Here is a 24220-nt window from a genome sequence, read left to right as displayed (position 1 = left end):
CGACCACGCCGCCCAGCGCGGTGATGTTGAAGCTCGGGTAGAACTTGGTCTTGGCCGAACGCACGTCCTTGTCGGCAGCTTCCACGCGCCAGCGCGCGGCGACCACGTCGGGGCGATGGCCCAGCAGTTCGCTCGGCACCACGCTCGGCAGCTGCGCGAGCAGCGGATCCGGCAGGGCCGGGCGCTGGATCTGCAGGCCGCGGTCCGGGCCCTGCCCGGCCAGCGCGGCCAGGGCGTTGCGGGCTTCGTCGATCTGCTGCTGCGCCGATTGCGCCTGCTGCCGCGAGGTCGGCACGCGGGCCTCGGCCTGGCGCAGCTGCAGGTCGCTGTCGATGCCGGCGTTGCGGCGCTGGCGGGTCAGGTCGAGCGTCTTCTGCGCGCGGGCCAGTTCGTCGTTGGCCACGTCGAGCAGGCGCCAGGCGTAGGCGAGCTGGGTGTAGGTTTCGGTGATCGCCGCCGACAGGTTCAGGCGCGCGGCCTGCGCGTCGATCTCCGCGGCATGCATGTTGTCCACCGCCGCTTCCCAGGCGGCGCGCTTGCCGCCCCACAGGTCCACGCCGTAGCTGAAGTCGAGCACGCCCTGGGCGCTGCCGGCGTAGTGGCCGCCCATTTCGTCGCCGACCATCGATTCGGGCAGCTGCAGGCCGGTGTAGCCGCCGGAAACCGACAGGCTCGGCTTGCGCTCGGCATCCACGCCGCCGGCCTGGGCCTGCGCCTGGCGCAGGCGCGCGTCGGCCGCGGCCAGGCTCGGGCTGTTGCGCAGGGCTTCGTCGATGAGTGCATCGAGCTGGGCGTCGCCGAAGCCCTTCCACCAGTCGGCGGCCGGCCAGTCGGCCGGGCTCAGGCCGGCCTGGCCCAGCGCCTGCTCCGAATGCAGGCTGGCCGGGTCGCGCGGATGGTCCTGCGGCGCCAGGCCGCGGCTGCTGGCGCAGGCCGCCAGGGCCAGCGTCAACAGGCTGATCGCCAGCGGGCGCAGGGCACGGCCGGCATTCGCAATGTCAGGGGAGATGGAAGTCATGGGGAATTGAGGGAGTCGCGTACACGGGTCATCAGGGAAATGAGCTGCTCGCGCTCATCGGGCGTCAGGTCGCGCAGGGCGTAGTCCATGGCGGCATCGCCGCGCTGCTTGAGCTGCACCCACATCTGCCGGCCTTCGTCGGTCATCACGATCTGCAGCGCGCGGCGGTCCAGCGCGTGCGGTTCGCGGCGCACGTAGCCGAGCGCTTCCAGCTTGTCGAGCAGGCGGGTCACCGCGCTCGGGGTCTGGTCCAGCGCCTGGGCCAGCTCGTTGGCGGTGCACGGCGAGTGGCTGGCGAGGACCTTCAGGCCGACGTAGTGGCTGAAGCCGAAGTCCGGCAGCGCACCCTTCATTTCGGTATCCAGTTGGCGCACCAGCCCGTCGCGGACCTGGCGCAGCAGCAGGCCGAAGCTGGGCGGCATCAGGGGACTGTCGGTGAGCGGAGGGCAGTTCATGGCGGCGTATTCTCTTCCAACTGGAATATTTGTCAACGCAAATATCTCGATTGGAATTAAATGCTGCGTTGCACTGGCGGGATGACCGCGCCGGGCGGGACGTGAACCTGAATGGGCGGACGGCACCTTGCCGCGACCCGCCGGGCCTGGCCGGCGCCGGCCCGCGGAGGCCGCGCCCGGCTTGGCATCCCCGGCCGCATCCGGATAATCGACCGCCTCGCGCCAGCGGCCTGACGCCGCGGCGCCTTCCACAGGTACCACCGTCGCATGACCGATCTCACCCGCCCCACGTTCCATGGCTTCGAACAGCTGCCGCTGCGTGAATACGCCGAGCGCGCCTACCTCGATTACTCCATGTATGTCGTGCTTGACCGCGCCCTGCCCTTCCTGGGCGACGGCCTGAAGCCGGTGCAGCGCCGCATCGTCTATTCGATGAGCGAGCTGGGCCTGAACGCGGCCTCCAAGCCGAAGAAGTCCGCGCGCACCGTCGGCGACGTCATCGGCAAGTACCACCCGCATGGCGACAGCGCCTGCTACGAGGCGCTGGTGCTGATGGCCCAGCCGTTTTCGTACCGCTACCCGCTGATCGAGGGCCAGGGCAACTTCGGCTCGCCGGACGACCCGAAGTCGTTCGCGGCCATGCGCTATACCGAATCCAAGCTCACGCCCATCGCCGAAGTGCTGCTGGGCGAGCTCGGCCAGGGCACGGTGGACTGGGCGCCGAACTTCGACGGCACGCTGGAGGAACCCTCGTGGATGCCGGCGCGCCTGCCGCACCTGTTGCTCAACGGCACCACCGGCATCGCGGTGGGCATGGCCACCGACGTGCCGCCGCACAACCTCAACGAGATCGTCAGCGCGCTGATCCGCCTGCTGGACGATCCGAACATCACCGTCGCCGACCTGTGCGAAAACGTCCGCGGCCCGGACTACCCGAGCACCGCCGAGATCATCACCCCGGCCGCCGACCTGCGCGCGATGTATGAAACCGGCAACGGCAGCGTGCGTGCGCGCGCGACGTTCCAGAAGGAAGCCGGCAACATCGTCGTGACCGCGCTGCCGTACCAGGTCTCGCCCTCGAAGGTGATCGAGCAGGTCGCCCAGCAGATGCGCGCCAAGAAGCTGCCGTGGCTGGAGGACATCCGCGACGAGTCCGACCACCAGAACCCGGTGCGCGTGGTGCTGGTGCCGCGCTCCAACCGCGTCGATGCCGAGCAGCTGATGGGCCACCTGTTCGCGACCACGGACATGGAGCGCAGCTACCGCGTCAACCTCAACGTGATCGGCCTGGACGGCCGCCCGCAGGTCAAGAACCTCAAGCAGATCCTGACCGAGTGGCTGACCTTCCGCAGCGACACGGTGACCCGCCGCCTCAACCACCGCCTGCAGAAGGTCGAGCGCCGCCTGCACCTGCTGGAAGGCCTGCTGGTCGCCTTCCTCAACCTGGACGAGGTGATCCGCATCATCCGCACCGAGGATGAGCCCAAGCCGGTGCTGATGGCCCGCTTCGGGCTCTCCGAGGAGCAGACCGAGTACATCCTGGAAACCCGCCTGCGCCAGCTCGCGCGGCTGGAAGAAATGAAGATCCGCGGCGAGCAGGACGCGCTGGCCAAGGAGCGCGAGCAGATCCTCGCCGTGCTTGCCAGCAAGACCAAGCTGCAGAAGATGATCAAGGACGAGCTCACCGCCGACGCCAGGAAGTTCGGCGACGCGCGTCGTTCGCCGCTGGTCGCGCGCCAGGCCGCGCAGGCCATCGACGAGACCGAGCTGGTCGCCAGCGAGCCGATGACGGTGGTGCTGTCGGAGAAGGGCTGGATCCGCGCCGCGAAGGGCCACGAAGTCGACCCGGCCGGCATGTCCTACCGCGACGGCGACGGGCTGCTGCAGGCGGTGCGCAGCCGCAGCACGCAGCAGGTCGCGTTCCTGGACACGGAAGGCCGCAGCTACTCGACGCTGGTGCATACCCTGCCCTCGGCGCGCGGCAACGGCGAACCGCTGACCGGCCGCTTCTCGCCGGCCGCCGGCGCCTCGTTCCAGGTGATGGCCACCGGCGAGAACGACAGCCGCTTCGTGCTGGCGTCCTCGCACGGCTACGGTTTCGTCACCCGCTTCGAGAACCTCACCGGCCGCAACAAGGCCGGCAAGGCGATGCTCAACCTCACCCCGGGTTCGCAGGTGCTGCGCCCGGCGGCGGTGGCCAAGGTGGACAGCGACCGCATCGTGGCGGTGACCAGCGCGGGCAACCTGCTGGCGATCGCCGCGGCCGACCTGCCCGAGCTGGACAAGGGCAAGGGCAACAAGATCATCGACATCCCCAAGGCCAAGCTCGCCACCGAGCGCGTGGTGGCGGTGGCGGCGGTGTCGCCGGGCAACACGCTGCTGGTGCGCAGCGGCGCGCGCACGATGAACCTTTCGTTCAAGGACCTGGACGCCTACGTCGGCGCACGCGCCACGCGCGGCCACCTGCTGCCGCGTGGCTGGCAGAAGGTCGACGGGCTGGACGTGGAGTAAGGCAAAAACGAAGGGCGCGCCGATGGCGCGCCCTTCTACTTCCGGCACCGCGAAGGGTGCCCTGCGACGCGACCGGGCGTTATTCGGAAACCGAACCGCTGCCGTCGATCTTGGAGGTCTGGTAGAGCTCCAGGCCGATGCGCTTGATCAGGCCGAGCTGCTGCTCCAGCCACCACGCGTGGTCTTCCTCGGTGTCGCGCAGCTGCTTGAGCAGCATGTCGCGGCTGACGTAATCCTGGTGCTGCTCGCACAGCTTCATCGCCGAGGCGAGGTTGGCGCGCACTTCGTATTCCACCGCCAGGTCGCGCTCCAGCATTTCCACCACGGTCTTGCCCGGCTCGAACGGCAGCGGACGCATGTCCGGGTCGCCCTCCAGGAAGAGGATGCGGCGCAGGATCGCGTCGGCATGCTCGGTCTCCTCCTCCATCTCGTGGCCGATGCGCTCGTACAGCGCGTGCAGGCCCTGGTCCTCGTAGCGGCGCGAATGCAGGAAATACTGGTCGCGCGCGGCCAGCTCGCCACGCAGCAGCTGCTTGAGGCGTTCGACGACTTCGGGGTGGCCTTTCATGGCGGACTCCTGGGGGGTTGCGATGCCGCGCATGGTGCCCGATCCGGACGGCCCGCGTTCTAATCGGAATCAGTTTCATTGGGCGCGGCGCTCGGCCGCCACACATCGCGCATCGCGCCGACATACAATCGGGCGGATCCAGGGGGAAACTCACATGCGCAAAACCGTCGGGCGCTGGCTGCTGCGTGCGGCCCTCCTTCTTCTCGTGCTGGCGCTGCTCGCCGCCCTGGCCGCGTGGTGGACGCTGCGCGGCAGCCTGGCCACGCTGGAAGGCGAACAGGCCCTGCCGGGACTTTCGGCGCCGGTGAAGATCGAACGCGATGCCGCCGGCGTGGTCACCATCGACGCCGCCAACGAAGCCGATGCCCTGCGCGCGCTCGGCTACGTGCACGCGCAGGAACGCTACTTCGAGATGGACCTGATGCGCCGCGTTTCGGCCGGCGAACTGTCCGCCTTGTTCGGCGCCGCCGCGGTGGACACCGACAAGCAGAACCGCGTGCATCGCCTGCGCGCGCGCGTGGACGCCCATCTCGACGCCTCGCTGGGCGCGCAGCGGCCGATGCTCGAAGCCTATCGCGACGGCGCCAACGCGGGCCTGCAGGCCCTGCGTGCCCGTCCGTGGCCCTACCTGCTGTTGCGGCAGGCGCCACGCGAATGGGCGCTGGACGATTCGATCCTCGTCGGCCTGGCGATGTATGGCGACCTGCAGGACAACCGCAACCGCCGCGAACTGTCGCTCTCGCGCCTGCGCGAGGTGATGCCGCCGGCGCTGTATGCATTGATCGCACACGATGGCAGCAACTGGGACGCCCCGCTGCTGGGCGCGCCGCACGGCGATGCCTCGCTGCCCGATGCCACCCAGCTGGACCTGCGCAACACCACCGCGCCGGCCACCGCATCGGCTTCCGAACCGCAGGCCGACGTGGTCGGCAGCAACAACTTCGCCGTGGGCGGCGCGCTGACCGCCGACGGCCGCGCCATCGTCGCCGACGACATGCACCTGGGCCTGCGCGCGCCCAACATCTGGTTCCGCGCGCGACTGCGCTATCCCGATCCGCGCGCGCCGGGTGGCCGCGTGGATGTCTCCGGCTTCACCCTGCCCGGCATTCCGGCGGTGATCGTCGGCAGCAACGGGCATGTCGCCTGGGGCTTCACCAACAGCTACATCGACACCGCCGACTACGCGCGCCTGCCCGCCGCCGATGCCGCGCGCCTGCGCACGTTCGACGAGAAGATCGAAGTGGCCGGCGGCGCGCCGGTGGATTTCCCGGTGCGCGAAAGCGACTGGGGCCCGGTGCTGGAACAGCAGGCCGATGGCAGCCTGCTCACCCTGCGCTGGGCGGCCCAGCTGCCCGGCGCGGTGCGCCTGGACTTCATCGACATGGCGCGTGCCGGCGACCTCGACCAGGCGCTCGCCGTCGCCGACCGTTCCGGCATTCCCGCGCAGAACCTGATGCTGGCCGACCGCCACGGGCGCATCGCCTGGCGCGTCATCGGCGCGCGCCCCGACCGCGGACCCGGCTGCCAGCCCGGCCGCATCGAAATCGACCCGATGGCCTCGGGCACACCTGCCCCATGCGCCCCGTGGCCGCTGCGCACGAACCAGGCGCCTGCGCTGATCGACCCCACCGACCACCGCCTGTGGACCGCCAACAACCGCATCGTCGACGACACCACCCTGGCGGTAGTCGGCAACGGCGGCTATGACCTGGGCGCCCGCGCGCGGCAGATCCGCGACGACCTCTATGCGCGCGAGCGTTTCAACGAACGCGACCTGCTCGCCATCCAGCTCGACGACCGCGCCCTGTTCCTGCAGCGCTGGTGGCCGCTGCTGCGGCAGGTGGTGGAAAACAGCGAAGATCCCTCGCTGCGCCGGCTGGAAGTGGCTTCGCGCCAGTGGGATGGCCGCGCCTCGACCGGCTCAGTGAGCTATCGCGTCGTGCGAGCGTTCCGCGACCAGGTGCTGGACCGCATCCTCGCCGGCCTCACCGCCACCGCGCAGGAGAAACTCGGCGACGCCTACCTGCCGCCCCCGCGCGCGCAGCTGGAAGGCGTCGCATGGCCGATGTTGCGCCAGCGCCCGGCGAACCTGCTGCCGCCGCCGTTCGCCAGCTGGGACGCCCTGCTGGTGGACGCCGCGCGCCAGACCGAACACGACCTCACGGCCGAATCCCCGGATCCGACCGACTGGACCTGGGGCCAGCGCAATACCACCGCGATCTGCCACCCCATTTCGCGGGCGCTGCCGGCCTTCGTGCGGCCGGCGCTGTGCATGCCGGCCCAGCCGCTGCCGGGCGACCGCGACATGCCCCGCGTGCAGGGCCCGGCGTTCGGTGCTTCGGAGCGGATGGTGGTTGCACCGGGCCACGAAGACCAGGGCTACATCCACATGCCCGGTGGCCAGAGCGGCCACCCGCTCTCCCCGTTCTGGGGCTCGGGCCACGCGGACTGGGCGGAAGGAAAGCCGACGCCGTTCCTGCCGGGACCGGCGGTCTACACACTGATGCTCAAGTAGTCGCGAATTCTGATCCGCGCTCATGCAGGCTCAGGGCTGGCACCTCATCTCCACGGCGGAGACCCGCCCCCGCGCCTGGCTGACGACGATCCAACATGAATCGCCGTACACGGTGATGCCATCGTGCTCGACCGTCCCGCCGCGGGATCTCGCGAGCGTTTTCGCCTCGGCATACGACATGCCGGGGCACAACCAACCGTCAAAGCAGTAGCGAGGCCCTGTCGCTTCGATCGCGGCAACGGTCCCGACCTCCCCCAAGTCGGCGTCATCAAAGCCGACGTCGATACCCGGGTAATGCAGCACCCGCGTGATGAATCCTTCGTGCCGGGATGAGCGCAGGGGTTTGCCCAGCGCGCTTCGTACCTGCGCCTCCGAATCGCCCACCTGCACCGGACCGACCTTGAGGATGTTGTCGGCAGCCGAGACCGGCGCAACGCCGACCAGGGTCATCAAGCCGGCAAACCAGAATCCATTCAAACGCGCCACGACTGTTCTCCCACGACACGCCGCCACGTTACCAAACCGTCGTGTTTCGGGCGCAGCGAACCATCCGAGCGCAAGACTGCTTTCCCCTCCCCCCGCGACGCACGATCAAGCGTCCGGGCGGCAGGCCCTTTCGGGACCGTAGGCGACATGGATGTCGCCTACGAGCCTCCAGGGATGGATTCACGGCATGTCCCGAAAGGGCCTGCCGCTCGGGCGCTGCGCGTGGCGATGGAGAGGCCAACGCGCAGCACGACGTTACCCCGCAAGCGCCTGCTCATGCACGCCCGCGACCGCCCGCCCCGAGGGGTCGGCCATCTTCGCGAAACTCGCATCCCACGCGATCGCCGCCGGCGAGGAACATGCGATCGACTTGCCGCCCGGCACCGTCTCCGCCGCCGCATGGCTGGGGAAGAACTGCTCGAAGATGTGCCGGTAGTAGTACGCCTCCTTCGTCTGCGGCGGGTTGTGCGGGAACCGACGCTCGGCCGCCGCCAGCACCCGGTCGCTGATCTGCGCCTCGGCGTGCGCCTTCAGCCCGTCGATCCACCCGTAGCCCACGCCATCGGAGAACTGCTCCTTCTGCCGCCACAGGATCGAATCCGGCAGATACCCCTCGAACGCCTCGCGCAACACCGCCTTCTCGATGCGCCGCGAACCATCGGCCCGCGTGCCCACCATCTTGTGCGCGGCATCCATCCGCATTGCCACTTCCAGGAACTCCACGTCCAGGAACGGCACGCGCGGCTCCACGCCCCACGCCATCATCGACTTGTTCGCGCGCAGGCAATCGTAGTTGTAGAGCGCATCCAGCTTGCGCACCAGTTCTTCGTGGAATTCGCGCGCGTTCGGCGCCTTGTGGAAGTAAAGATAGCCACCGAAGATCTCGTCGCTGCCCTCACCCGACAGCACCATCTTCACGCCCATCGCCTTGATGCGCCGCGCCAGCAGGAACATCGGCGTCGAGGCGCGGATGGTCGTCACGTCGTAGGTTTCCACATGCCGGATCACCTCCGGCAACGCATCGAGCCCTTCCTCGAACGTGTACTCGAACCCATGGTGTACCGTGCCCAGCGATTCGGCCGCGATGGCCGCCGCGGCCAGATCCGGCGAACCCTTCAGGCCGATGGCGAATGAATGCAGCCGCGGCCACCACGCCTCCACCTGGTCGTTTTCTTCCACGCGATGCCGCGCATAGCGCGCCGCCACCGCCGCCACCAGCGAGGAGTCCAGCCCGCCCGACAGCAGCACGCCATAGGGCACGTCGGTCATCAGCTGGCGATGCACTGCGCGCTCGAACGCCTCGCGCAACTCCTGCGGCGATACCGACACGCCCTCCACGGCCGCATAGTCACGCCACGGGCGCTCGTAGTAACGCACCAGCTCGCCGCTGGCGGTGTCGAAGTAGTGTCCCGGCGGAAACTGCGCCACGTCCGCGCAATCTTCCACCAGCGCCTTCATTTCCGAGGCCACGCGCAGCCGCCCTTCCTGGTCGTGCCCCCAGTACAGCGGGCACACGCCGATCGGGTCACGCGCGATCAGCGCCGCGCCGCGCGCCTTGTCCCACAGCGCGAAGGCGAAGATGCCGTTGAGGCGGTTGAGGAACGAAGCCGGGGTGTCCTGGCGATACAGCGCGTTGATGACCTCGCAATCCGAGCCGGTCTGGAACGCATACGGCTGCTTGAGTTCGGCCTTCAGCTCGCGATGGTTGTAGATCTCCCCGTTCACCGCCAGCGCCAGTTGGCCGTCTTCGGACAGCAGCGGCTGCGAGCCGCCGGCCGGGTCGACGATGGCCAGGCGCTCGTGCACGAGGATCGCGCCCTCGCCCACATGGACGCCGCTCCAGTCCGGGCCGCGATGGCGCTGGCGCTGGGAACGGTCCAGCGCCTGGCGGCGCAACGCGCCGGTGTCGTCGCCGGATTGCAGGTCGAAGATGCCGAAGATCGAACACATGACGGAAAGCTCCTTGAAGTTGTCGGGGAAACGAAAGGAATTCCCTCGACCGGACACCTATGACATGGACGTGCGGGCAACAAAAAACCCGCATCGGCCGATGCGGGTTTTCTGGTCACTGGGCGTATGTTGCTTGCTTTGCCTAGTCGCAGACCCGCATCGGCCGCGCACGATTATTCGCGCGCAGATTATTGCGGTTGTTGTTGTTGGCAACGAGGGCGGTCAGGCGAAGCATGGAGCCGACGCTAACCCGTCCCCGCAGGGCGCGCAACCGTTTCTGCGGCAACGAATCAGCCGGGGCCGGGCACCCCGGGCGCTCACAGCAGGCGTTCGACCAGGCGCTGGTACAGGTCCGGCAGGGCTTCCAGGTCGGCCACGGCGACATGCTCGTCGACCTGGTGGATGCTCGCATTGACCGGGCCCACCTCGATGCACTGCGCGCCCAGTGGTGCGATGAAGCGCGCATCGGAGGTGCCACCGCCCGTGCTCTCCTCCGGCGGCGCGCCGGCGAATTCGCCCAGCACCTGCCGCGCCACGTCGCGCAGGCGCCCTTCCGGCGTATAGAACGGCTCGCCGCTGCGATGCCAGCGCAGCTCGAACGCCAGGCCGTGCCGATGCAGCAGGCCCTCGATCTCGGCTTCCAACCGCGGCGCATCCCAATGCGGGTTGTAGCGCAGGTTGAAGGCCACCTGCAGTTCGCCCGGGATCACGTTGTTGGCGCCGGTACCGGCATGGATATTGGAAACCTGCAGGCTGGTCGGCGGGAAGCTTTCGTAGCCATCGTCCCAGTGCCGCGCCGTCAGCTCGGCCAACGCGGGCGCGGCCTGGTGGATCGGGTTGCGTGCCTTGTGCGGATAGGCGACATGGCCCTGCACGCCCTTCACCGTGAGCGTGCCGGAGAGGCTGCCGCGGCGGCCCACGCGCAGCAGGTCGCCCAGCTTCGCGGTGGAGGACGGCTCGCCGGTGATGCACCAGTCGATGCCCTGCCCGCGCTCGGCGAACAGCCGCGCGACATGGCGCACGCCATCGATGGCATCGCCCTCTTCGTCGGAGGTGAGCAGCACGGCCAGCGTGCCGGCATGGTCGGGGCGCGCGGCGACGAAGCGCTCGGCCGCCACCACGAACGCGGCGACGCTGCCCTTCATGTCCGCCGCACCGCGCCCGTACAGCACGCCGTCGCGAACCTGCGGCGCGAACGGATCGCTCGCCCACGCCTCGCGCGGGCCGGGCGGCACCACGTCGGTATGGCCGAGCAGCACGAGCACCGGTGCGCCGCTGCCGTGCGTGGCCCAGAGGTTGTCCACCTCGCCCAGGCGCAGGTGTTCGCAGTGGAAGCCGGCGGCCTGCAGCCGCGTGGCGATCAGCGCCTGGCAGCCGGCGTCCTCCGGGGTGACCGAAGGACGGGCGATCAGGTCGCGGGTGAGGTCGAGGACGTCGGACATGTCAGGCGATGCCGAAGCGCTTCTTGAAGCCGTTGTCGCTGAAACCCTGCGTCACCGTGCCGTCGTCGGTGACCACCACCGGGCGGCGCACGAGCTGCGGGTGTTCGCGCAGCAGCAGCTTCCACTCCGCCTCGCTGCCGGGTGCCTTGCGGTTCTCCGGCAGCTGGCGCCAGGTGGTGGACGACTTGTTCACCAGCGCGTCGAACCCGCCCACCTGGCCGGCCCAGTCGACCAGCGTCTCCGGGCTCGGCTTGTTGTCGCGGTAATCGACGAACGTGTAGGCGACGCCGAAGCGGTCGAGCCACTTCGTCGCCTTCTTGCAGGTGTCGCAGTTCTTCAGGCCAAGGATCGTCGTGCCCATCGCGCTTACTCGGCCAGGCCGCGCAGCAGGTCGTTGACGCTGGTCTTGGCGCGGGTCTTGGCATCGACCTGCTTGACGATCACCGCGCAGTACAGCGAGTGCGTGCCGTCCTTGGACGGCAGCGAGCCGGACACCACCACGCTGTACGGCGGCACGTAGCCGTAGGAGATCTCGCCGGTGGCGCGGTTGTAGATGCGCGTGCTCTGGCCGATGAACACGCCCATGCCGATCACGCTGTGGTGGCCGATGACCACGCCCTCGACCACTTCCGAACGCGCGCCGATGAAGCAGTGGTCCTCGATGATGGTCGGGCTGGCCTGCAGCGGCTCGAGCACGCCGCCGATGCCGGCGCCGCCGGAGAGGTGGCAATGCTTGCCGATCTGCGCGCACGAACCCACCGTGGCCCAGGTATCGACCATCGTGCCCTCGCCCACGTGCGCGCCGATGTTGGTGAAGCTCGGCATCAGCACCACGTCCTTGCCGAAGTAGCTGCCGCGGCGGGCGATCGCGCCCGGCACCACGCGCACGCCGGCCTTGCGGAACTTCGCTTCGTCATAGCCGGCGAAGCGCGATTCGACCTTGTCCCAGAACGGCGCCGGGCGCGCGTCCACCACGCCCATGTCGTTGACGCGGAAGTACAGCAGCACGGCCTTCTTCAGCCATTCGTTGACCTTCCAGCCGCCGTGGCCGTCCGGCTCGGCGACGCGGAACTCACCGCTCTCCAGCCCGTCGATGACGCGGTTGACGATCGGCTTGGTGGAGCCTTCGATCTCGTCCAGCGTCAGCGCGCCACGGCGCTCGAACGCGCTCTCGATGGTGAACTTCAGCTCCTCGTGGCCCGGCACCGGCGGCTTGTGCAGGCTCTTCTTCGGCGCGGCCGGCTTGGCCGGCGCCGCCTTGGCGGCCGCCACCTTGCCCGCGGTGGCTTTCTTCGCCGGCGCCTTGGCGGCGGTCGTCTTGGGGGCGGTCTTCTTCGGGGCGGGCTTGCTGGCCATGAAAGGTGAATCTCCGGGCGTCACTGGGGGTCGAGACAGGCAGACAGCGCTTCGCGCAGGGCCTCGCGGGAGGCTTCGGGCAAAGGCTGGTCATGCTCGTCGGTAATCTGGAACTGGTCCTCGGCGCGTTCGCCGAAGGTGGCAATGCGGGCATCGTGCACGCGCAGGTGCTGGCTGCGCAGCACCTGGGCGACATCGGCGAGCAGGCCGGGGCGGTCGGGCGCCACCAGGCTCAGGCGCGTGCGGCGGCCGCCGGCGCTGTCGTTGAAGTCGATGCGCGGGGCAAAGCGGAAGTGCCGCAGCTGGCGCGGCATCACGCGTCGCGAGGGGCGCAGGCGCTGCAGGTCACCGGCGAGCACTTCGCGCAGGGCGAAGGCCAGCGCTTCCGGGTCGCCATCGGCATACGTGTCGGCGGGCAGCACTTCGAAGGTATCGAAGATCGCCGCGTTCGGCGCATCGAGCACGCGCGCGCGATGGATGCCGTAGCCCTTGCGGTCCAGCGTCATCACGATGGCGGCGAACAGGCCGTCGCGGTCGGGCGAATAGACGAACACTTCCAGCGCGTCGTTGTCCGGCGCAGCGCGGCGCGCCTTCACCAGGGTGTCGCCGATCTCCACCTCGGTGAGCGAGGCGGCCTGCCAGGCCAGCTGCTCGGGGCGAAAGCGCAGGAAGCTTTCGTCCGGCATGCCGGCGAACTGGCGGTCGATGGTGGCGTCGTCCAGCCCCTGCACGTTCAACAGCGTGCGGGCCGATTCGCGCGCCTCGCGCAGGCGTTCCTCGCGCGGCAGCGGATGCTCCAGCCCGTCGCGCAGCGCGCGGCGCGTGGCGAAGTACAGGTCGGCCAGCAGGCGGTCCTTCCAGGCGTTCCACAGCTTGGGGCTGGTGCCGGCGATGTCGGCGCAGGTCAGCAGGTACAGGTAATCCAGCCGCTCGCGGCTGCCGACCAGCGAGGCGAAGCGATGGATCACCTCCGAATCGGAGATGTCCTGCTTCTGCGCGGTGACCGACATGCGCAGGTGCTGCTCCACCAGCCATGCCACCAGGTCGGTGTCGCTGTCGCTGAGCAGGTGCGCCTGGCAGAACACGCGCGCGTCCACCGCGCCGAGTTCGGAATGGTCGCCGCCGCGGCCCTTGGCGATGTCATGGAACAGGCCGGCGAGCAGCAGCAGCTCCGGCTTGCGCAGGCGCGGCCACACTTCGTGCGCGATGGAGAAGCGCTCATCGGCGCGGCCGCCGGCGAACAGCGCGATGTTCCGCAGCACCATCAAGGTGTGCTGGTCCACGGTGTAGACGTGGAAGAGATCGAACTGCATGCGCCCGGAGACCTGGGCGAAGGCGGGAATCCACTGTCCCAGCACGCCCAGCCGCGCCATGCGGCCGAGCGTCTCGACCGCGCGCGGGCCGCGCAGCAGGCCGAGGAAACGCTCGCGCGCCGCCGGCGAGGCATCTTCATAGGACGGCAGGCGCGGCAAGTACTCGGCCAGCGCGCGCGCGGTGAGCGAATGCAGGCCGCGCACTTCGCGATGCGCCGCCCAGCTGGCGAACAGCGCGAACACCTGCAGCACGTCGCGGTGCGGCCAGCCGGCATCGTCGGCGGCGAGGTAGCCGCGGCGCAGCGAGAAACCCTCGCCCAACGACACCGGCACGGCCTCGCCGTCGAACTGCTCCTCGAAGCGCTGCAGCAGGCGATCGCTCACCCGCCGCACCAGGCCGGCGCTGCGGTAGAAGCGCTGCATCATCTTCTCGACGCCCAGGCTTTCCGGGTCGTCGGCATAACCCAGGCGCTGGGCCAGGGTCTTCTGGTAATCGAAGCGCAGGCGCTCCTCGGGACGATGCGCGACCAGGTGCAGGCCATAGCGCAGCCGCGCCAGTTCGCGGCGCTCGCGGCGCAGCGCGACGGCTTCGTCCTGGCCCAGGTGGCCCAGGCCGACCAGCGCCTCCAGGTCATGCACGCCGAACGCGCGCAGCGCCATCCAGCCGAGCGTGTGCAGGTCGCGGAGGCCACCGGGGCCATCCTTGAGGTCGGGCTCCAGGTTGTCGGCGGTGTCGCCGAAGCGCTGGTGCCGCGCCAGGAGTTCCTCGCGCTTGGCGATGAAGAATTCGCGCGGCGGCCACAGGCGCGCCGGCGAGATCGCCTCGGCAAGCGCGGCGCTGGCCGCCGCATCGGCGATCAGCGGGCGCGATTCGATCAGCGCGGTCATCACCGTCTGGTCGGCCGCGGCCGTGGTGCATTGCGCGGCCGAACGCACCGCGTGGCTCACCGGCAGGCCGGCGTCCCACAGCAGCGCGAACAGGCGCGCGATGGCTGCCTCGTTCGCCTGCTGCGCTTCCGGCTCGCCGAGCACCAGCATGTCGATGTCCGAGCGCGGGAACAGTTCGCCGCGTCCGTAGCCGCCCACCGCGTGCAGCGACAGGCCGGCGCCGGCCGGCACGCACCGCCGCCAGGCGTCGCGGATCAAATGGTCGACCGCGCGCGCGCGCAGCGCGACCAGGCGGTCGATGTCGTCGTTCTGGTCGAAGCGACGCGCCAGCCGCGCGTCGCCCTGTTCGAGCAGCAGCCTGGCCTGCGCCGCCCAGTCGCCATCCCCGGCCACGCCGGGGTCCGGGACAGCGGCGGCCGGCAGCCCGCTCACGCGTGGCCGGGGTCGTTGGGCGAGAGCGTCAGCACGTCCACGCCGTCCTCGGTGACGGCGATCATGTGCTCCCACTGCGCCGACAACTTGCGGTCCTTGGTCACCACGGTCCAGCCGTCCGGCAGCACCTTGGTGTAGCGGGTGCCTTCGTTGATCATCGGCTCGATGGTGAAGGTCATGCCCGGCTTGAGCACCAGGCCGTCGCCCGGGCGCCCGTAATGCAGCACCTGCGGTTCGTCGTGGTAGACCTTGCCGATGCCATGGCCGCAGTACTCGCGCACGACGGTGAAACGCTCGCCCTCGGCGTACTGCTGGATGGCGTGGCCGACGTCGCCGAGCGTGGCGCCCGGCTTCACCGCGCGAATGCCGCGCCACATCGCTTCCCTGGTGGTTTCGACCAGGCGCTTGGCCATCACCGACGGCGTGCCGACGTAGTACATGCGGCTGGTGTCGCCGTGCCAGCCGTCCTTGATGACGGTGACGTCGATATTGACGATGTCGCCGTCCTTCAGGACCTTGGCCTCGCTCGGGATGCCATGGCAGATGACGTTGTTGACCGACGTGCATACGGTCTTGGGAAAGCCGCGATAGCCGACGTTGGCCGGGATCGCGCCCTGCACGTTGATGATGTGGTCGTGGCAGATCCGGTCGAGCTCGGCGGTGGTGACGCCCGGCTTGACGTGCGGGGTGATGATGTCGAGCACTTCGGCGGCCAGGCGCCCGGCCACCCGCATCAGCTCGATTTCCTGCGGGGTTTTGAGGTTCACGGTCATGGCCGCGATTATCGCCGATCCCGCCACATTCTGAACGAGGCACTTTTCCGGCAAATAATGCGCGCTTTCGGCAAGAACGCGCCCTTTAATTTGACGCAGCTCACGATTTCCTTTGCATTCAACCACTTAGATGAATGCATCATCACGCGCACTGCACTCCACGCGACCTACAACCGGGCACGCAGCATCTCAATGCCCATCCACGGCATGCCGCTTCGTTGCGTGCCATCCCGGTCACGGAGGTTCCCATGCGCATCCTAGCCACCGCAGTGCTCGCCACCAGCCTGGTGGCCATGATCCCGGCCGCCCAGGCCGCCGATACCACCACCTTCAACGTGCGCATCGCCATCACCAAGGCGTGCACCATCACCGCCGCGGCGGCCACCGACGTGGACTTCGGCACCGTCAGCTCCACCGCCACCGGCAACACCGACGCGGCCGGCAGCGTCACCGCGCAGTGCACCGCGCTGACGCCGTACACGATCGCGCTCAATGCCGGCGTCAACGCGGGCACCGCCAACGACGTCACCACCCGGCGCATGCGCAACACCGACACCACGGTGACCAGCAACAACCTGGTGCCCTACCAGCTGTACCAGGATTCGGCCCGCACCCAGGTATGGGGCAGCACGGCCGGCAACAACGTGGTGAGCGGCAGCGGCAATGGCGCCAACCAGACCTTCCAGGTGTTCGGCCGGGTCGCCAACCCGAGCCTGGCCAACGCCGCGGCAGGCAGTTACCAGGACACCGTGACCGCCACGATCACTTACTAGGGACCGCCCCATGGCCGCGCGGAAGGGCACGGCGTGGTGGCTGGCGTTGATGGGCTGGGGGGTCGCGGGGGCGACCAGCGCCGCAAGTCTGCAACTGGCGCCGACATCCATCACCTTGCATGCCGGGCAACAGGCCGATGGCCTGTGGTTGACCAACAGCGGCAGCGCGCCGATGCAGGTGCAGGCGCGCGTGTACCGCTGGACGCAGCGCGAGGGCCGTGACGAACTGCAGCCGACCGACGACCTGCTGGTCAGCCCGCCGATGCGCGGACTGGCGGCCGGGGAAAAGCAGCTGCTGCGCGTCGTGCGCGCGGTGCCGCCACCGGCCGGCAGCGAGGTCGGCTACCGGGTGATCGTCGACGAGCTGCCCAGCTTCGACCCGGCCAAGACCGGCACCCAGTTCGTGCTGCGCTATTCGGTGCCGATCTTCCTGACGCCGAACGACGGCCGCGACAAGCCTCCTGCCCCGCGCCTGCAGGCCCGCCTCAGCGCCAACGCGCAGGGCGAGGCGGTGCTGGAAGTGAGCAACAGCGGCGAGGGGCACGCGCAGATCGCCGACCTCGCACTGGCCGGCAGCGGCGCGCCGCAAGCGTTGCAGGACGGCCTGCTCGGCTACGTGCTCCCTGGCCAAACGATGCGCTGGCCGCTCGGCAAGGCACTGCGCGAAGTGGAGGGCTCCCCCCTGCTGGCGAGGATCAACGGTGAGCCGGCGCAACGCCCGCTACCGCTGGCCGCAGCGCCACGCTAGGGCGTTGTGGCCGATGCTGCTGGCAACCGGCATCGCGCGCGCGCTCGCCGCACCGGCGGAGGGCGGCGTGCCTGCGTCCGAAGCAGCCATGGACGCCGCCGACCTACCGCCCATGCTGCCGGTGCAAGCCCCGCAGGAACAGGCGCTGTTCCTGGAGGTGATCCTCAATGACCGCCCGCGCGGGCTGATGCGTTTCATCGAACGCGAGGGTCGCCTGCAGGCGCGCGTCTCGACCCTGCGCGACATCGGCTTCGCCCTGCCCGGTCGCGCGCCGGAGGACACGCTGCCTTTGCAGCTGCTCGAAGGCGTGATCGTGCAGTACGACGCCGCCCAGCAGCGGCTCACGCTGACGGCGCCGTGGTCGGCGCTGACGCTGCCGCCGACCCGGCTCGGCGAAGCCGCGCAGGCCGGCCCGCCGGCCAGCGCCTCGCCCGGCGTGCTGCTCAACTACGACGTCTATGCCAACCATGCCGGCGGCGACACCCAGGTCTCGATGGGCACCGAGTTGCGCGTGTTCGGCGTGGGCAACGGCGTGCTGCGCAACACCATGCTCACCCAGGCCTACACCGACCCCACGCAGGACCACCGCTGGCGGCACGAGAACGTGCGCCTGGACACCACCTGGCAGTTCGATTTCCCCAGCTCCGCGTTGAGCGTGCAGGTCGGCGACTTCTACGCCGGCTTCCTGGACTGGAGCCGCACCGTGCGCCTGGGCGGCATCCAGATCGGCCGCAATTTCGCGCTGCAGCCGTATCGCGTGCTCACGCCCACGCCCACGTTCCTCGGCGAGGCCACCGTGCCCTCGAACGTGGAGCTGTACGTGGAAGGCCTGCGGCAGTACAGCGGCGAAGTGCCGGCCGGCCCGTTCCAGCTGGCCAGCCAGCCCGGCATCAACGGCGTGGGTAATGCGCAGATCGTCGTCACCGATGCATTCGGCCGCGTGCGCACGCTGGATTTCGCCCTGTACGGCACCACCCAGCTGCTGGCCAAGGGGCTGTCGGACTGGTCGTTCGGCGTGGGCCGCATGCGCAGTGACTACGGCATCCGCTCGTTCGCCTATGACGACACCACCGTGGCCAGCGCCAGCCTGCGCCGCGGGCTCACCGACCAGGTCACGCTGGAAGCGCATGCCGAAGGCGGCGGCGGGCTCGGCAATGCCGGCATGGGCGCGGCGTGGCTGCTGGGCCTGCGTGGCGGCGTGGTGAGCGGGTCGTACGCGCGCAGCCGGTATCGCGGGCTGGCCGGCGGCCAGTACGCCCTCGATTACGAATGGAGCGACCGCTTCTTCAACGTGAACCTCGGCACCCAGCGCACGCACGGCGACTATCGCGACCTCGGCGCGCTGCAGGACGCCTTGCCGGCCACCGCGAGCGACCATGCCATCTTCGGCGTGAACCTGCCGCGGGCCGGCGCGCTGAGCGTGGGCTATGTCGGGCTGAAGTATCCGCAGGCGCGCGACGCGCGTTACCTCAGCGCGTTCTGGTCGCGCAATTTCGCGCGGACGTGGTCGGCGAGCCTGTCGCTGAGCCAGAACCTGGACGACGATGACGATCGCAGCGTCTACCTCACCCTGGCCACCACGCTTGGCGCCGAGCGCCAGCTCAACCTGGCCGCGCAGCGCAATGGCGACCGCCAGGCGCTGGTGGCCGATCTTTCCCGCCCCTTGCCCGGCGATGGCGATGCCGGCGCATTCGGCTGGCGCGTGCAGGCGCGTGCCGGCGACGACGGGGGGGGCGGCCTGGCCGAGATCGGCTGGCTCAACGATGCCGGCCGCTATGCCGCCGGCGCCGCGCAACAGGGCGGCCAGACCTACGCCTATGCCAGCGCCAGCGGCAGCGTGGTGTGGATGGGCCCGCACGTGTTCGCCGCGCGCGACATCTACGACGCCTTCGCCGTGGTCGATACCGGCGGCTATCCGGGCGTGCCGGTGCGGCTGGAGAACCGGGTGGTGGGCGTGACCGACGAGGACGGCGTGCTGCTGGTGACGCCGCTGCGCTCGTGGCAGCGCAACCGGCTGTCGATCGACACCTTCGAGCTGCCGGCCAACGTGCGCGTGGGGCGCGTCGAGGACGAGGTGACGCCGCGCCAGCAGGCCGGCGTACGGGTGGATTTCCGCGTCGAACCGGTGCGCGCGGCATTGCTGCTGCTGCGCGACGCGCAAGGCGAGCCGGTGCCACTGGGCAGCCACGTGCGGCAGGACGGGGCGGAGGATCGTGGGGTGATCGTCGGCTACGACGGCCAGGCCTACCTGGACACGCTGCAGCCGCACAACGTGCTGCGCGTCGACGGGCCGCAGGGCGTGTGCAAGGTGGTGTTCGACTATCCCGCCGACACCGTGAGCGAGATGCCGCGGATCGGCCCGCTGCGCTGCGTGCCGGAGGGGCCATGAGCACGCGGTGGCTGCTGGCCCTGGCCATGCTCGTCCTCTACTGGGGCGCGACGGCGCCGGCGCGCGCCGATACCACCTGCACCGTGCAGCCCACCACGCTGGCCTTCGGCCCGGTCACCGCCACGGCCGTGCGTGATGCCACCACCACCTTCAACGTCACCTGCAACACCGGTGGGCTGGCAGTGCTGGGCAGCGCGCGCGTGCGGTTGTGCATCGGCATCGGTGACGGCAGCGGCGGCGTCGGACAGTACCTGCCGCGGCGCATGAGCAGCGGCAGCAACACCCTCCAGTACCAGATCTATCGCGACAGCACGCGCACGCAGGTATGGGGCGCTACCGGCAATGCCACCGTGCCCAATCCGCTGGTGGTGGATCTCGCCTACTCGGTGCCCCTGCTCGGCGGCTCGCTCACCCAGCAGGTCACCCTGTACGGGCGCGTGCCGAGCGGGCAGTCGCTCACCGTGGGCAGTTACACCAGCAATTTCAGCGGGGCGGCCACCACCATTCAATACGCCTACAACGAAAGCATCATCGGCGACACCACCGTGCCCGCCAGCTGCACCACCGCGGTCACCGGCGCCAAGACCGCCAGCAATGCGTTTCCCTTCAGCGTGACCGCGAGCGTCGCGCCCCAGTGCAGCACTTACGTCACCAGCGACCTGGACTTCGGCACCGTCACGGCGGCCACCATCGCCAGCAACCTGGACCGCACCACCACCATCGGCCTGACCTGCACCAACCAGACCGCCTGGAACATCGGCCTGAACAACGGCGCCAACGCCAACGGCAGCGTGCGCCGCATGCGCCTGGGCAGCACCACCAACTACATCAGCTACGAGCTGTACCGCGACAGCGGCCGCGCGCAGCGCTGGGGCACGACCATCGGCACAGACACCCAGACCGGCACCGGCAACGGCAGCGCGCAGAGCGTCACCGTCTATGGCCGCGTGCCGCCGCAGGCGCCGGCGGCGGGCAGCTACAGCGATACGGTGACGGTGACGATCACTTACTGAACCGGCCGTGGCAGGTTCAGGCCGCCCGCCGGCCTGCGCTGAAGAAGCGTGACGCCACGCCGATAACGTCAGTGGCTCCCTTCCCTTTGCTGCCATGAAAGCTTCCCTCTGGTTCGTGCCGGCCTTGCTCGCGTTGAGCACGCCGCTGTTCGCCGCCGACAGCACGTCGATGCACGTGCGCCTGCGCGTGGTGCGCGCCTGCGACCTGCCGCTGGCGGCCGACGGGGCACGCGCCCAATGCGGCAACGGCCTGCCGCAGGCCCGCGGCGATGCCCGCCTGCCTGCGCCGGCGCAGCTGCGTGCCCTCACGCCCCCCTCGCCCCAGCAGGACGCGAACGAGGCCGAGTTCACCACCTACACCTTCTGAGCCATGCGCCCTTCCGCCTGGCTGCTGCTGGCACTGCTTCCGGCCATGGGCCATGCCCAGGGGCTGACCGTGAGCCCGATCACCGTGCGCGTCCCGGCCAGCGAGCCGCAGGCGTCGGTGCGCGTGGCCAACCATGGCCAGGCCCCTTGGCCGGCCGAGGCGCACTTGTATGTATGGCGCCAGGAAGACGATGCCGACCACCTGGAACCCGCCGACGACCTGGCCCTGAGCCCCTCGCGTTTCGATATCGCGCCGGGGGGCGAGCAGCGCCTGCGGGTGGTCCGGCTGGGCGCGCCGCCGGCGCGCGAGGAACGCGCCTACCGGCTGGTCATCGAGCAGCGCCGCGGCGATGCGCCGGCCAGCCCTGCCCTGCTGCGCTACTCGGCCCCCGTGTTCGTGCTGCCGGATGACACGCTGCCGTCGCGGCCGGTGCTGGTCGCCGAGGTGGTGGCCGATGCGGCCGGCGAGCGCCTGCGGGTCCGCAATCCCGGCCCGCTGCACGCCCGGCTGGCGGACCTGGCCTTCGTCGATGCCACCGGCCACCGCCAGGCCCTGTACGCCGACCTGGCCGGTTACGTCCTGCCCGGCCAGGCCCGCAGCTGGGCCCTGCCCACCCGCGCCGGCGGCTATGCCGGCGGCCGTTTCCTGGCCCGGCTGAACGCACTCGGCGAAGCCGAACTGGCCCCGCCCGCTCCCGCCAGCCCCTGAGTCGATTTGCCCCGCGCCGGCCGGGCCGGTATCATTCGCCGGTTCGCCCGCCCGGGCGCTACCGTCCACGACGCACGTCAGCGCCGAATCCACACCTGCCGCCACCATCCGTGCCGGGGTGCCCCGCGAGGGGTTCGACACGGAGACGACAGGGAAGCCCAACCCCGGAACCCTTACCGCCGCAAGGCGGGCCGCACCTACTTTCCGCGGCCGGTTCCCCCTCAGGAGTCATGCAATGTCCCAGGTCACCATGCGCCAGATGCTCGAAGCAGGCGTCCACTTCGGCCACCAGACCCGTTACTGGAACCCGAAGATGGCCCCGTACATCTTCGGCGCCCGCGGCAAGATCCACATCATCAACCTCGAGAAGACCGTTCCGCTGTTCAACGACGCGATGAACTTCATCTCGAGCGTCGCGCAGAAGCGCGGCACCATCCTGTTCCTGGGCACCAAGCGCAGCGCGCGCGATTCCATCAAGGAAGAAGCCGAGCGTTGCGGCATGCCGTTCATGACCCAGCGCTGGCTGGGCGGCACGCTGACCAACTTCGCCACCGTGAAGAAGTCGGTCGCCCGCCTGAAGGAACTGGAGTCGGCCGAGACCGACGGCACCTTCGAAAAGCTGGTCAAGCACGAAGTGCTGGGCCTGCGTCGCGAGCGCGACAAGCTGGAAGCCTCGCTGGGCGGCATCAAGGAAATGAACCGCCTGCCGGACGCCCTGTTCGTGATCGACATCGGCCATGAAGACATCGCCATCAAGGAAGCCAAGAAGCTCGGCATCCCGGTGATCGCGGTCGTCGACACCAACTACGACCCGGCCCTGGTCGACTACGCCATCCCGGGCAACGACGACGCCATCCGCGCCGTGCAGCTGTACGCCCGCGCCGCCGCCGACGCCGTGCTGGAAGGCAAGGCCGCCGCCCCGAATTCGGCCTCGGTCCGCGAGGAAGAGTTCACCGAAGCCGGCAATGACGAGGGCAAGTCGGCCCGTCGCGCCCCGGCCAAGAAGGCTGCGCCGAAGAAGGCTGACGAAGCCGCTGCCGAGTAATCGGCCTGCCACGTCGCCGCGCCACGCTGGCGCGGCGACTGGCCCGCGACGGCCGTGGCCGTCGCCCGGGGCGCAAGGCCCCATCCCATTCCCAAGGCGGCCCCTGGCCCGCCGCAAGCAATCATCGAGGTCATACCGTGGAAATCACTGCTTCCCTGGTCAAGGAACTGCGCGAGCGCACTGGCGCCGGCATGATGGAGTGCAAGAAGGCGCTCACCGAGAACGCCGGCGACATCGACGCGGCGGCCGAATGGCTGCGCAAGTCGGGCCTGGCCAAGGCCGACAAGAAGGCTGACCGCGTCACCGCCGAAGGCCGCGTCGCCGCGGCGCAGGCCGGCGGCAAGGCCGTGCTGGTCGAGATCAATTCCGAGACCGACTTCGTCGCCAAAGACAGCAACTTCATCGCCTTCACCGACGCCGTGGCCCAGGCCGCGCTGAACTCGGGCGCCGCCGATGCCGAAGCGCTGAAGAGCGCCAAGCTGCCGTCGGGCGAGACGGTCGAAGAGTCCCGTGCGGCCGCGATCGCCAAGCTGGGCGAGAACATGCAGATCCGTCGCGTGGCCCGCATCGACAGCGCCAACACCGTGGCAGCCTACGTGCACGGCGGCCGCATCGGCGTGCTGGTCGAAGTGGCCGGTGGCGACGAAGAGCTGGCCCGTGGCCTGGCGATGCACATCGCCGCGATGAACCCGCCGCACAACAAGGCTTCCGACGTGCCGGCCGAGTTCGTGGCGAAGGAAAAGGAAATCGAGCTGGCCAAGATGTCCGAGAAGGACAAGGCCAAGCCGGCCGAGATCCTGGAGAAGATCATCTCGGGCAAGATCAACAAGATCGTCAACGAGGTCACCCTGTACGGCCAGCCGTACGTGCTGGACAGCGACAAGACCGTCGAGCAGGTGGTCAAGGCCGCTGGCGCCGACGTGGTCGGCTTCCAGCGCCTGGTGGTCGGCGAAGGCATCGAGAAGGTGGTCGAGGATTACGCCGCCGAAGTGATGAAGCAGGCCGGCCTGGCCTGAGCCTGAGCTTTCCCGCCTTTCCTGGCAGGGGATGCTGATTGAAGAGCCGCGGGGGTTTTCCCCTGCGGCTTTTTTCTTTTCCGGGGGTTGGGATTTATTGGGTGGCGGCCTGGCGGCCGCTTTTTTTTGCCACCGGGGTGCGAGGCTTGTTGGCCTTCGATATTGGCCGGCTGTTTGTGGGTTTGTGCACGGCCTGCGGGGAGGGCGCCCTTTCGGGACACGCCGTGAACCCATCCATGGGGCTCGTCGGCGACATCCATGTCGCCAACGGTCCCGAAAGGGCGCCCTCCCCGCAGACCCTCCAGATTCCCTCGACCGGATGACAACATCCAAAGCCGCACCCACGGTGCACCGCACCGATCGGCTTCAGCCGCGATCGAAGGAGCAAAGGCAATGTGGGAATTGATGGAGTGAAGAAAGGACAAGCGCTTTGGCTTTTGCCTTTGCTTTTGCC

At 69.4% G+C, this 24220-nt stretch carries 20 protein-coding genes; 10 read left to right on the top strand and 10 right to left on the bottom strand.

The features are described from left to right. A partial coding sequence (locus ARC20_RS00715; protein ID WP_057642834.1) for an efflux transporter outer membrane subunit occupies nucleotides 1-1018 on the bottom strand: 1018 nt, incomplete at its 3' end. Beyond that, the gene (locus ARC20_RS00710) at nucleotides 1015-1473 is read right to left on the bottom strand and encodes a MarR family winged helix-turn-helix transcriptional regulator (RefSeq protein ID WP_057642831.1); all 459 of its coding nucleotides are present in this window, start codon (nucleotides 1471-1473) and stop codon (nucleotides 1015-1017) included. The genes ARC20_RS00715 and ARC20_RS00710, both read right to left, overlap by 4 nt. 267 nt (nucleotides 1474-1740) lie before the next feature. Between ARC20_RS00710 and parC the strand changes: the two genes are divergently transcribed. Then, a complete protein-coding gene (gene parC, locus ARC20_RS00705; protein ID WP_057642828.1) occupies nucleotides 1741-3984 on the top strand; it encodes a DNA topoisomerase IV subunit A in 2244 nt (747 codons plus the stop codon). Between the two features lie 79 nt (nucleotides 3985-4063). On the opposite strand, the gene bfr is transcribed toward parC, so the two are convergent. Then, nucleotides 4064-4552: a bacterioferritin gene (gene bfr / locus ARC20_RS00700; protein WP_057642825.1), complete on the bottom strand. Its 489-nt coding sequence runs from the start codon at nucleotides 4550-4552 to the stop codon at nucleotides 4064-4066. Between the two features lie 154 nt (nucleotides 4553-4706). Between bfr and ARC20_RS00695 the strand changes: the two genes are divergently transcribed. Next, nucleotides 4707-7067 (top strand): penicillin acylase family protein, encoded by a 2361-nt coding sequence (locus ARC20_RS00695; RefSeq protein WP_057642822.1) that lies wholly within the window; start codon nucleotides 4707-4709, stop codon nucleotides 7065-7067. A gap of 30 nt (nucleotides 7068-7097) precedes the next feature. On the opposite strand, the gene ARC20_RS00690 is transcribed toward ARC20_RS00695, so the two are convergent. The 7 genes from ARC20_RS00690 to map all read right to left on the bottom strand — a co-directional run bounded on the left by ARC20_RS00690 (nucleotide 7098) and on the right by map (nucleotide 15707). Beyond that, the gene (locus tag ARC20_RS00690) at nucleotides 7098-7553 is read right to left on the bottom strand and encodes a hypothetical protein (protein ID WP_146165877.1); all 456 of its coding nucleotides are present in this window, start codon (nucleotides 7551-7553) and stop codon (nucleotides 7098-7100) included. Between the two features lie 255 nt (nucleotides 7554-7808). Beyond that, a complete protein-coding gene (gene asnB, locus ARC20_RS00685) occupies nucleotides 7809-9503 on the bottom strand; it encodes an asparagine synthase B (protein WP_057642817.1) in 1695 nt (564 codons plus the stop codon). A 317-nt stretch (nucleotides 9504-9820) separates the two neighbouring features. Further along, on the bottom strand, nucleotides 9821-10945 hold the full coding sequence (dapE, locus tag ARC20_RS00680; protein ID WP_057642812.1) for a succinyl-diaminopimelate desuccinylase: 1125 nt from the start codon (nucleotides 10943-10945) through the stop codon (nucleotides 9821-9823). A gap of 1 nt (nucleotide 10946) precedes the next feature. Continuing rightward, nucleotides 10947-11306, bottom strand: coding sequence for an arsenate reductase (locus ARC20_RS00675; protein WP_057642810.1), 360 nt, complete (start codon nucleotides 11304-11306; stop codon nucleotides 10947-10949). 5 nt (nucleotides 11307-11311) lie between these two features. Beyond that, on the bottom strand, nucleotides 11312-12301 hold the full coding sequence (dapD, locus tag ARC20_RS00670) for a 2,3,4,5-tetrahydropyridine-2,6-dicarboxylate N-succinyltransferase (RefSeq protein ID WP_057642807.1): 990 nt from the start codon (nucleotides 12299-12301) through the stop codon (nucleotides 11312-11314). A gap of 20 nt (nucleotides 12302-12321) precedes the next feature. Further along, a complete protein-coding gene (locus tag ARC20_RS00665) occupies nucleotides 12322-14934 on the bottom strand; it encodes a [protein-PII] uridylyltransferase (RefSeq protein WP_057642803.1) in 2613 nt (870 codons plus the stop codon). After that, entirely contained in the window at nucleotides 14931-15707 is a 777-nt protein-coding gene (gene map, locus ARC20_RS00660; RefSeq protein ID WP_057642800.1) for a type I methionyl aminopeptidase, read from the bottom strand. The genes ARC20_RS00665 and map overlap by 4 nt, the downstream gene beginning before the upstream one ends. A gap of 248 nt (nucleotides 15708-15955) precedes the next feature. Between map and ARC20_RS00655 the strand changes: the two genes are divergently transcribed. The 8 genes from ARC20_RS00655 (at nucleotide 15956) to tsf (ending at nucleotide 23766) form a co-directional block, all read left to right on the top strand. Continuing rightward, nucleotides 15956-16480, top strand: a complete 525-nt coding sequence (locus ARC20_RS00655) for a Csu type fimbrial protein (protein WP_057642797.1) — start codon at nucleotides 15956-15958, stop codon at nucleotides 16478-16480. A 10-nt stretch (nucleotides 16481-16490) separates the two neighbouring features. Beyond that, the gene (locus ARC20_RS00650; RefSeq protein WP_081417959.1) at nucleotides 16491-17228 is read left to right on the top strand and encodes a fimbrial biogenesis chaperone; all 738 of its coding nucleotides are present in this window, start codon (nucleotides 16491-16493) and stop codon (nucleotides 17226-17228) included. Between the two features lie 88 nt (nucleotides 17229-17316). Continuing rightward, complete coding sequence (locus ARC20_RS00645; RefSeq protein ID WP_161809450.1) at nucleotides 17317-19617, top strand: fimbria/pilus outer membrane usher protein; 2301 nt, start codon at nucleotides 17317-17319, stop codon at nucleotides 19615-19617. Continuing rightward, nucleotides 19614-20630: a Csu type fimbrial protein gene (locus tag ARC20_RS00640; RefSeq protein WP_057642795.1), complete on the top strand. Its 1017-nt coding sequence runs from the start codon at nucleotides 19614-19616 to the stop codon at nucleotides 20628-20630. The genes ARC20_RS00645 and ARC20_RS00640 overlap by 4 nt, the downstream gene beginning before the upstream one ends. A 94-nt stretch (nucleotides 20631-20724) precedes the next feature. After that, nucleotides 20725-20997: a hypothetical protein gene (locus ARC20_RS00635; RefSeq protein WP_057642792.1), complete on the top strand. Its 273-nt coding sequence runs from the start codon at nucleotides 20725-20727 to the stop codon at nucleotides 20995-20997. A gap of 3 nt (nucleotides 20998-21000) precedes the next feature. Further along, entirely contained in the window at nucleotides 21001-21705 is a 705-nt protein-coding gene (locus ARC20_RS00630) for a fimbrial biogenesis chaperone (protein ID WP_057642788.1), read from the top strand. 235 nt (nucleotides 21706-21940) lie between these two features. Next, a complete protein-coding gene (gene rpsB, locus ARC20_RS00625; RefSeq protein ID WP_057642785.1) occupies nucleotides 21941-22750 on the top strand; it encodes a 30S ribosomal protein S2 in 810 nt (269 codons plus the stop codon). Between the two features lie 137 nt (nucleotides 22751-22887). Continuing rightward, nucleotides 22888-23766: a translation elongation factor Ts gene (gene tsf / locus ARC20_RS00620; protein WP_057642782.1), complete on the top strand. Its 879-nt coding sequence runs from the start codon at nucleotides 22888-22890 to the stop codon at nucleotides 23764-23766. Nucleotides 23767-24220: the final 454 nt, after the last annotated feature.

The sequence above is a fragment of the Stenotrophomonas panacihumi genome, assembly GCF_001431645.1.
In the GTDB taxonomy this organism is placed as follows: Bacteria; Pseudomonadota; Gammaproteobacteria; order Xanthomonadales; family Xanthomonadaceae; genus Stenotrophomonas_A; species Stenotrophomonas_A panacihumi.
Note: the sequence above shows the minus strand (reverse complement) of the source record. Positions and strands in the feature narration are given on the sequence as shown.

Bases quoted from the DNA above. Each gene is read 5' to 3' on its own strand.
- ARC20_RS00710 (WP_057642831.1), bottom strand. From the start codon at position 1,473: ATGAACTGCCCTCCGCTCACCGACAGTCCCCTGATGCCGCCCAGCTTC.
- parC (WP_057642828.1), top strand. From the start codon at position 1,741: ATGACCGATCTCACCCGCCCCACGTTCCATGGCTTCGAACAGCTGCCG.
- bfr (WP_057642825.1), bottom strand. From the start codon at position 4,552: ATGAAAGGCCACCCCGAAGTCGTCGAACGCCTCAAGCAGCTGCTGCGT.
- ARC20_RS00695 (WP_057642822.1), top strand. From the start codon at position 4,707: ATGCGCAAAACCGTCGGGCGCTGGCTGCTGCGTGCGGCCCTCCTTCTT.
- asnB (WP_057642817.1), bottom strand. From the start codon at position 9,503: ATGTGTTCGATCTTCGGCATCTTCGACCTGCAATCCGGCGACGACACC.
- dapE (WP_057642812.1), bottom strand. From the start codon at position 10,945: ATGTCCGACGTCCTCGACCTCACCCGCGACCTGATCGCCCGTCCTTCG.
- ARC20_RS00675 (WP_057642810.1), bottom strand. From the start codon at position 11,306: ATGGGCACGACGATCCTTGGCCTGAAGAACTGCGACACCTGCAAGAAG.
- dapD (WP_057642807.1), bottom strand. From the start codon at position 12,301: ATGGCCAGCAAGCCCGCCCCGAAGAAGACCGCCCCCAAGACGACCGCC.
- map (WP_057642800.1), bottom strand. From the start codon at position 15,707: ATGACCGTGAACCTCAAAACCCCGCAGGAAATCGAGCTGATGCGGGTG.
- ARC20_RS00655 (WP_057642797.1), top strand. From the start codon at position 15,956: ATGCGCATCCTAGCCACCGCAGTGCTCGCCACCAGCCTGGTGGCCATG.
- ARC20_RS00650 (WP_081417959.1), top strand. From the start codon at position 16,491: ATGGCCGCGCGGAAGGGCACGGCGTGGTGGCTGGCGTTGATGGGCTGG.
- ARC20_RS00645 (WP_161809450.1), top strand. From the start codon at position 17,317: ATGGACGCCGCCGACCTACCGCCCATGCTGCCGGTGCAAGCCCCGCAG.
- ARC20_RS00640 (WP_057642795.1), top strand. From the start codon at position 19,614: ATGAGCACGCGGTGGCTGCTGGCCCTGGCCATGCTCGTCCTCTACTGG.
- ARC20_RS00635 (WP_057642792.1), top strand. From the start codon at position 20,725: ATGAAAGCTTCCCTCTGGTTCGTGCCGGCCTTGCTCGCGTTGAGCACG.
- ARC20_RS00630 (WP_057642788.1), top strand. From the start codon at position 21,001: ATGCGCCCTTCCGCCTGGCTGCTGCTGGCACTGCTTCCGGCCATGGGC.
- rpsB (WP_057642785.1), top strand. From the start codon at position 21,941: ATGTCCCAGGTCACCATGCGCCAGATGCTCGAAGCAGGCGTCCACTTC.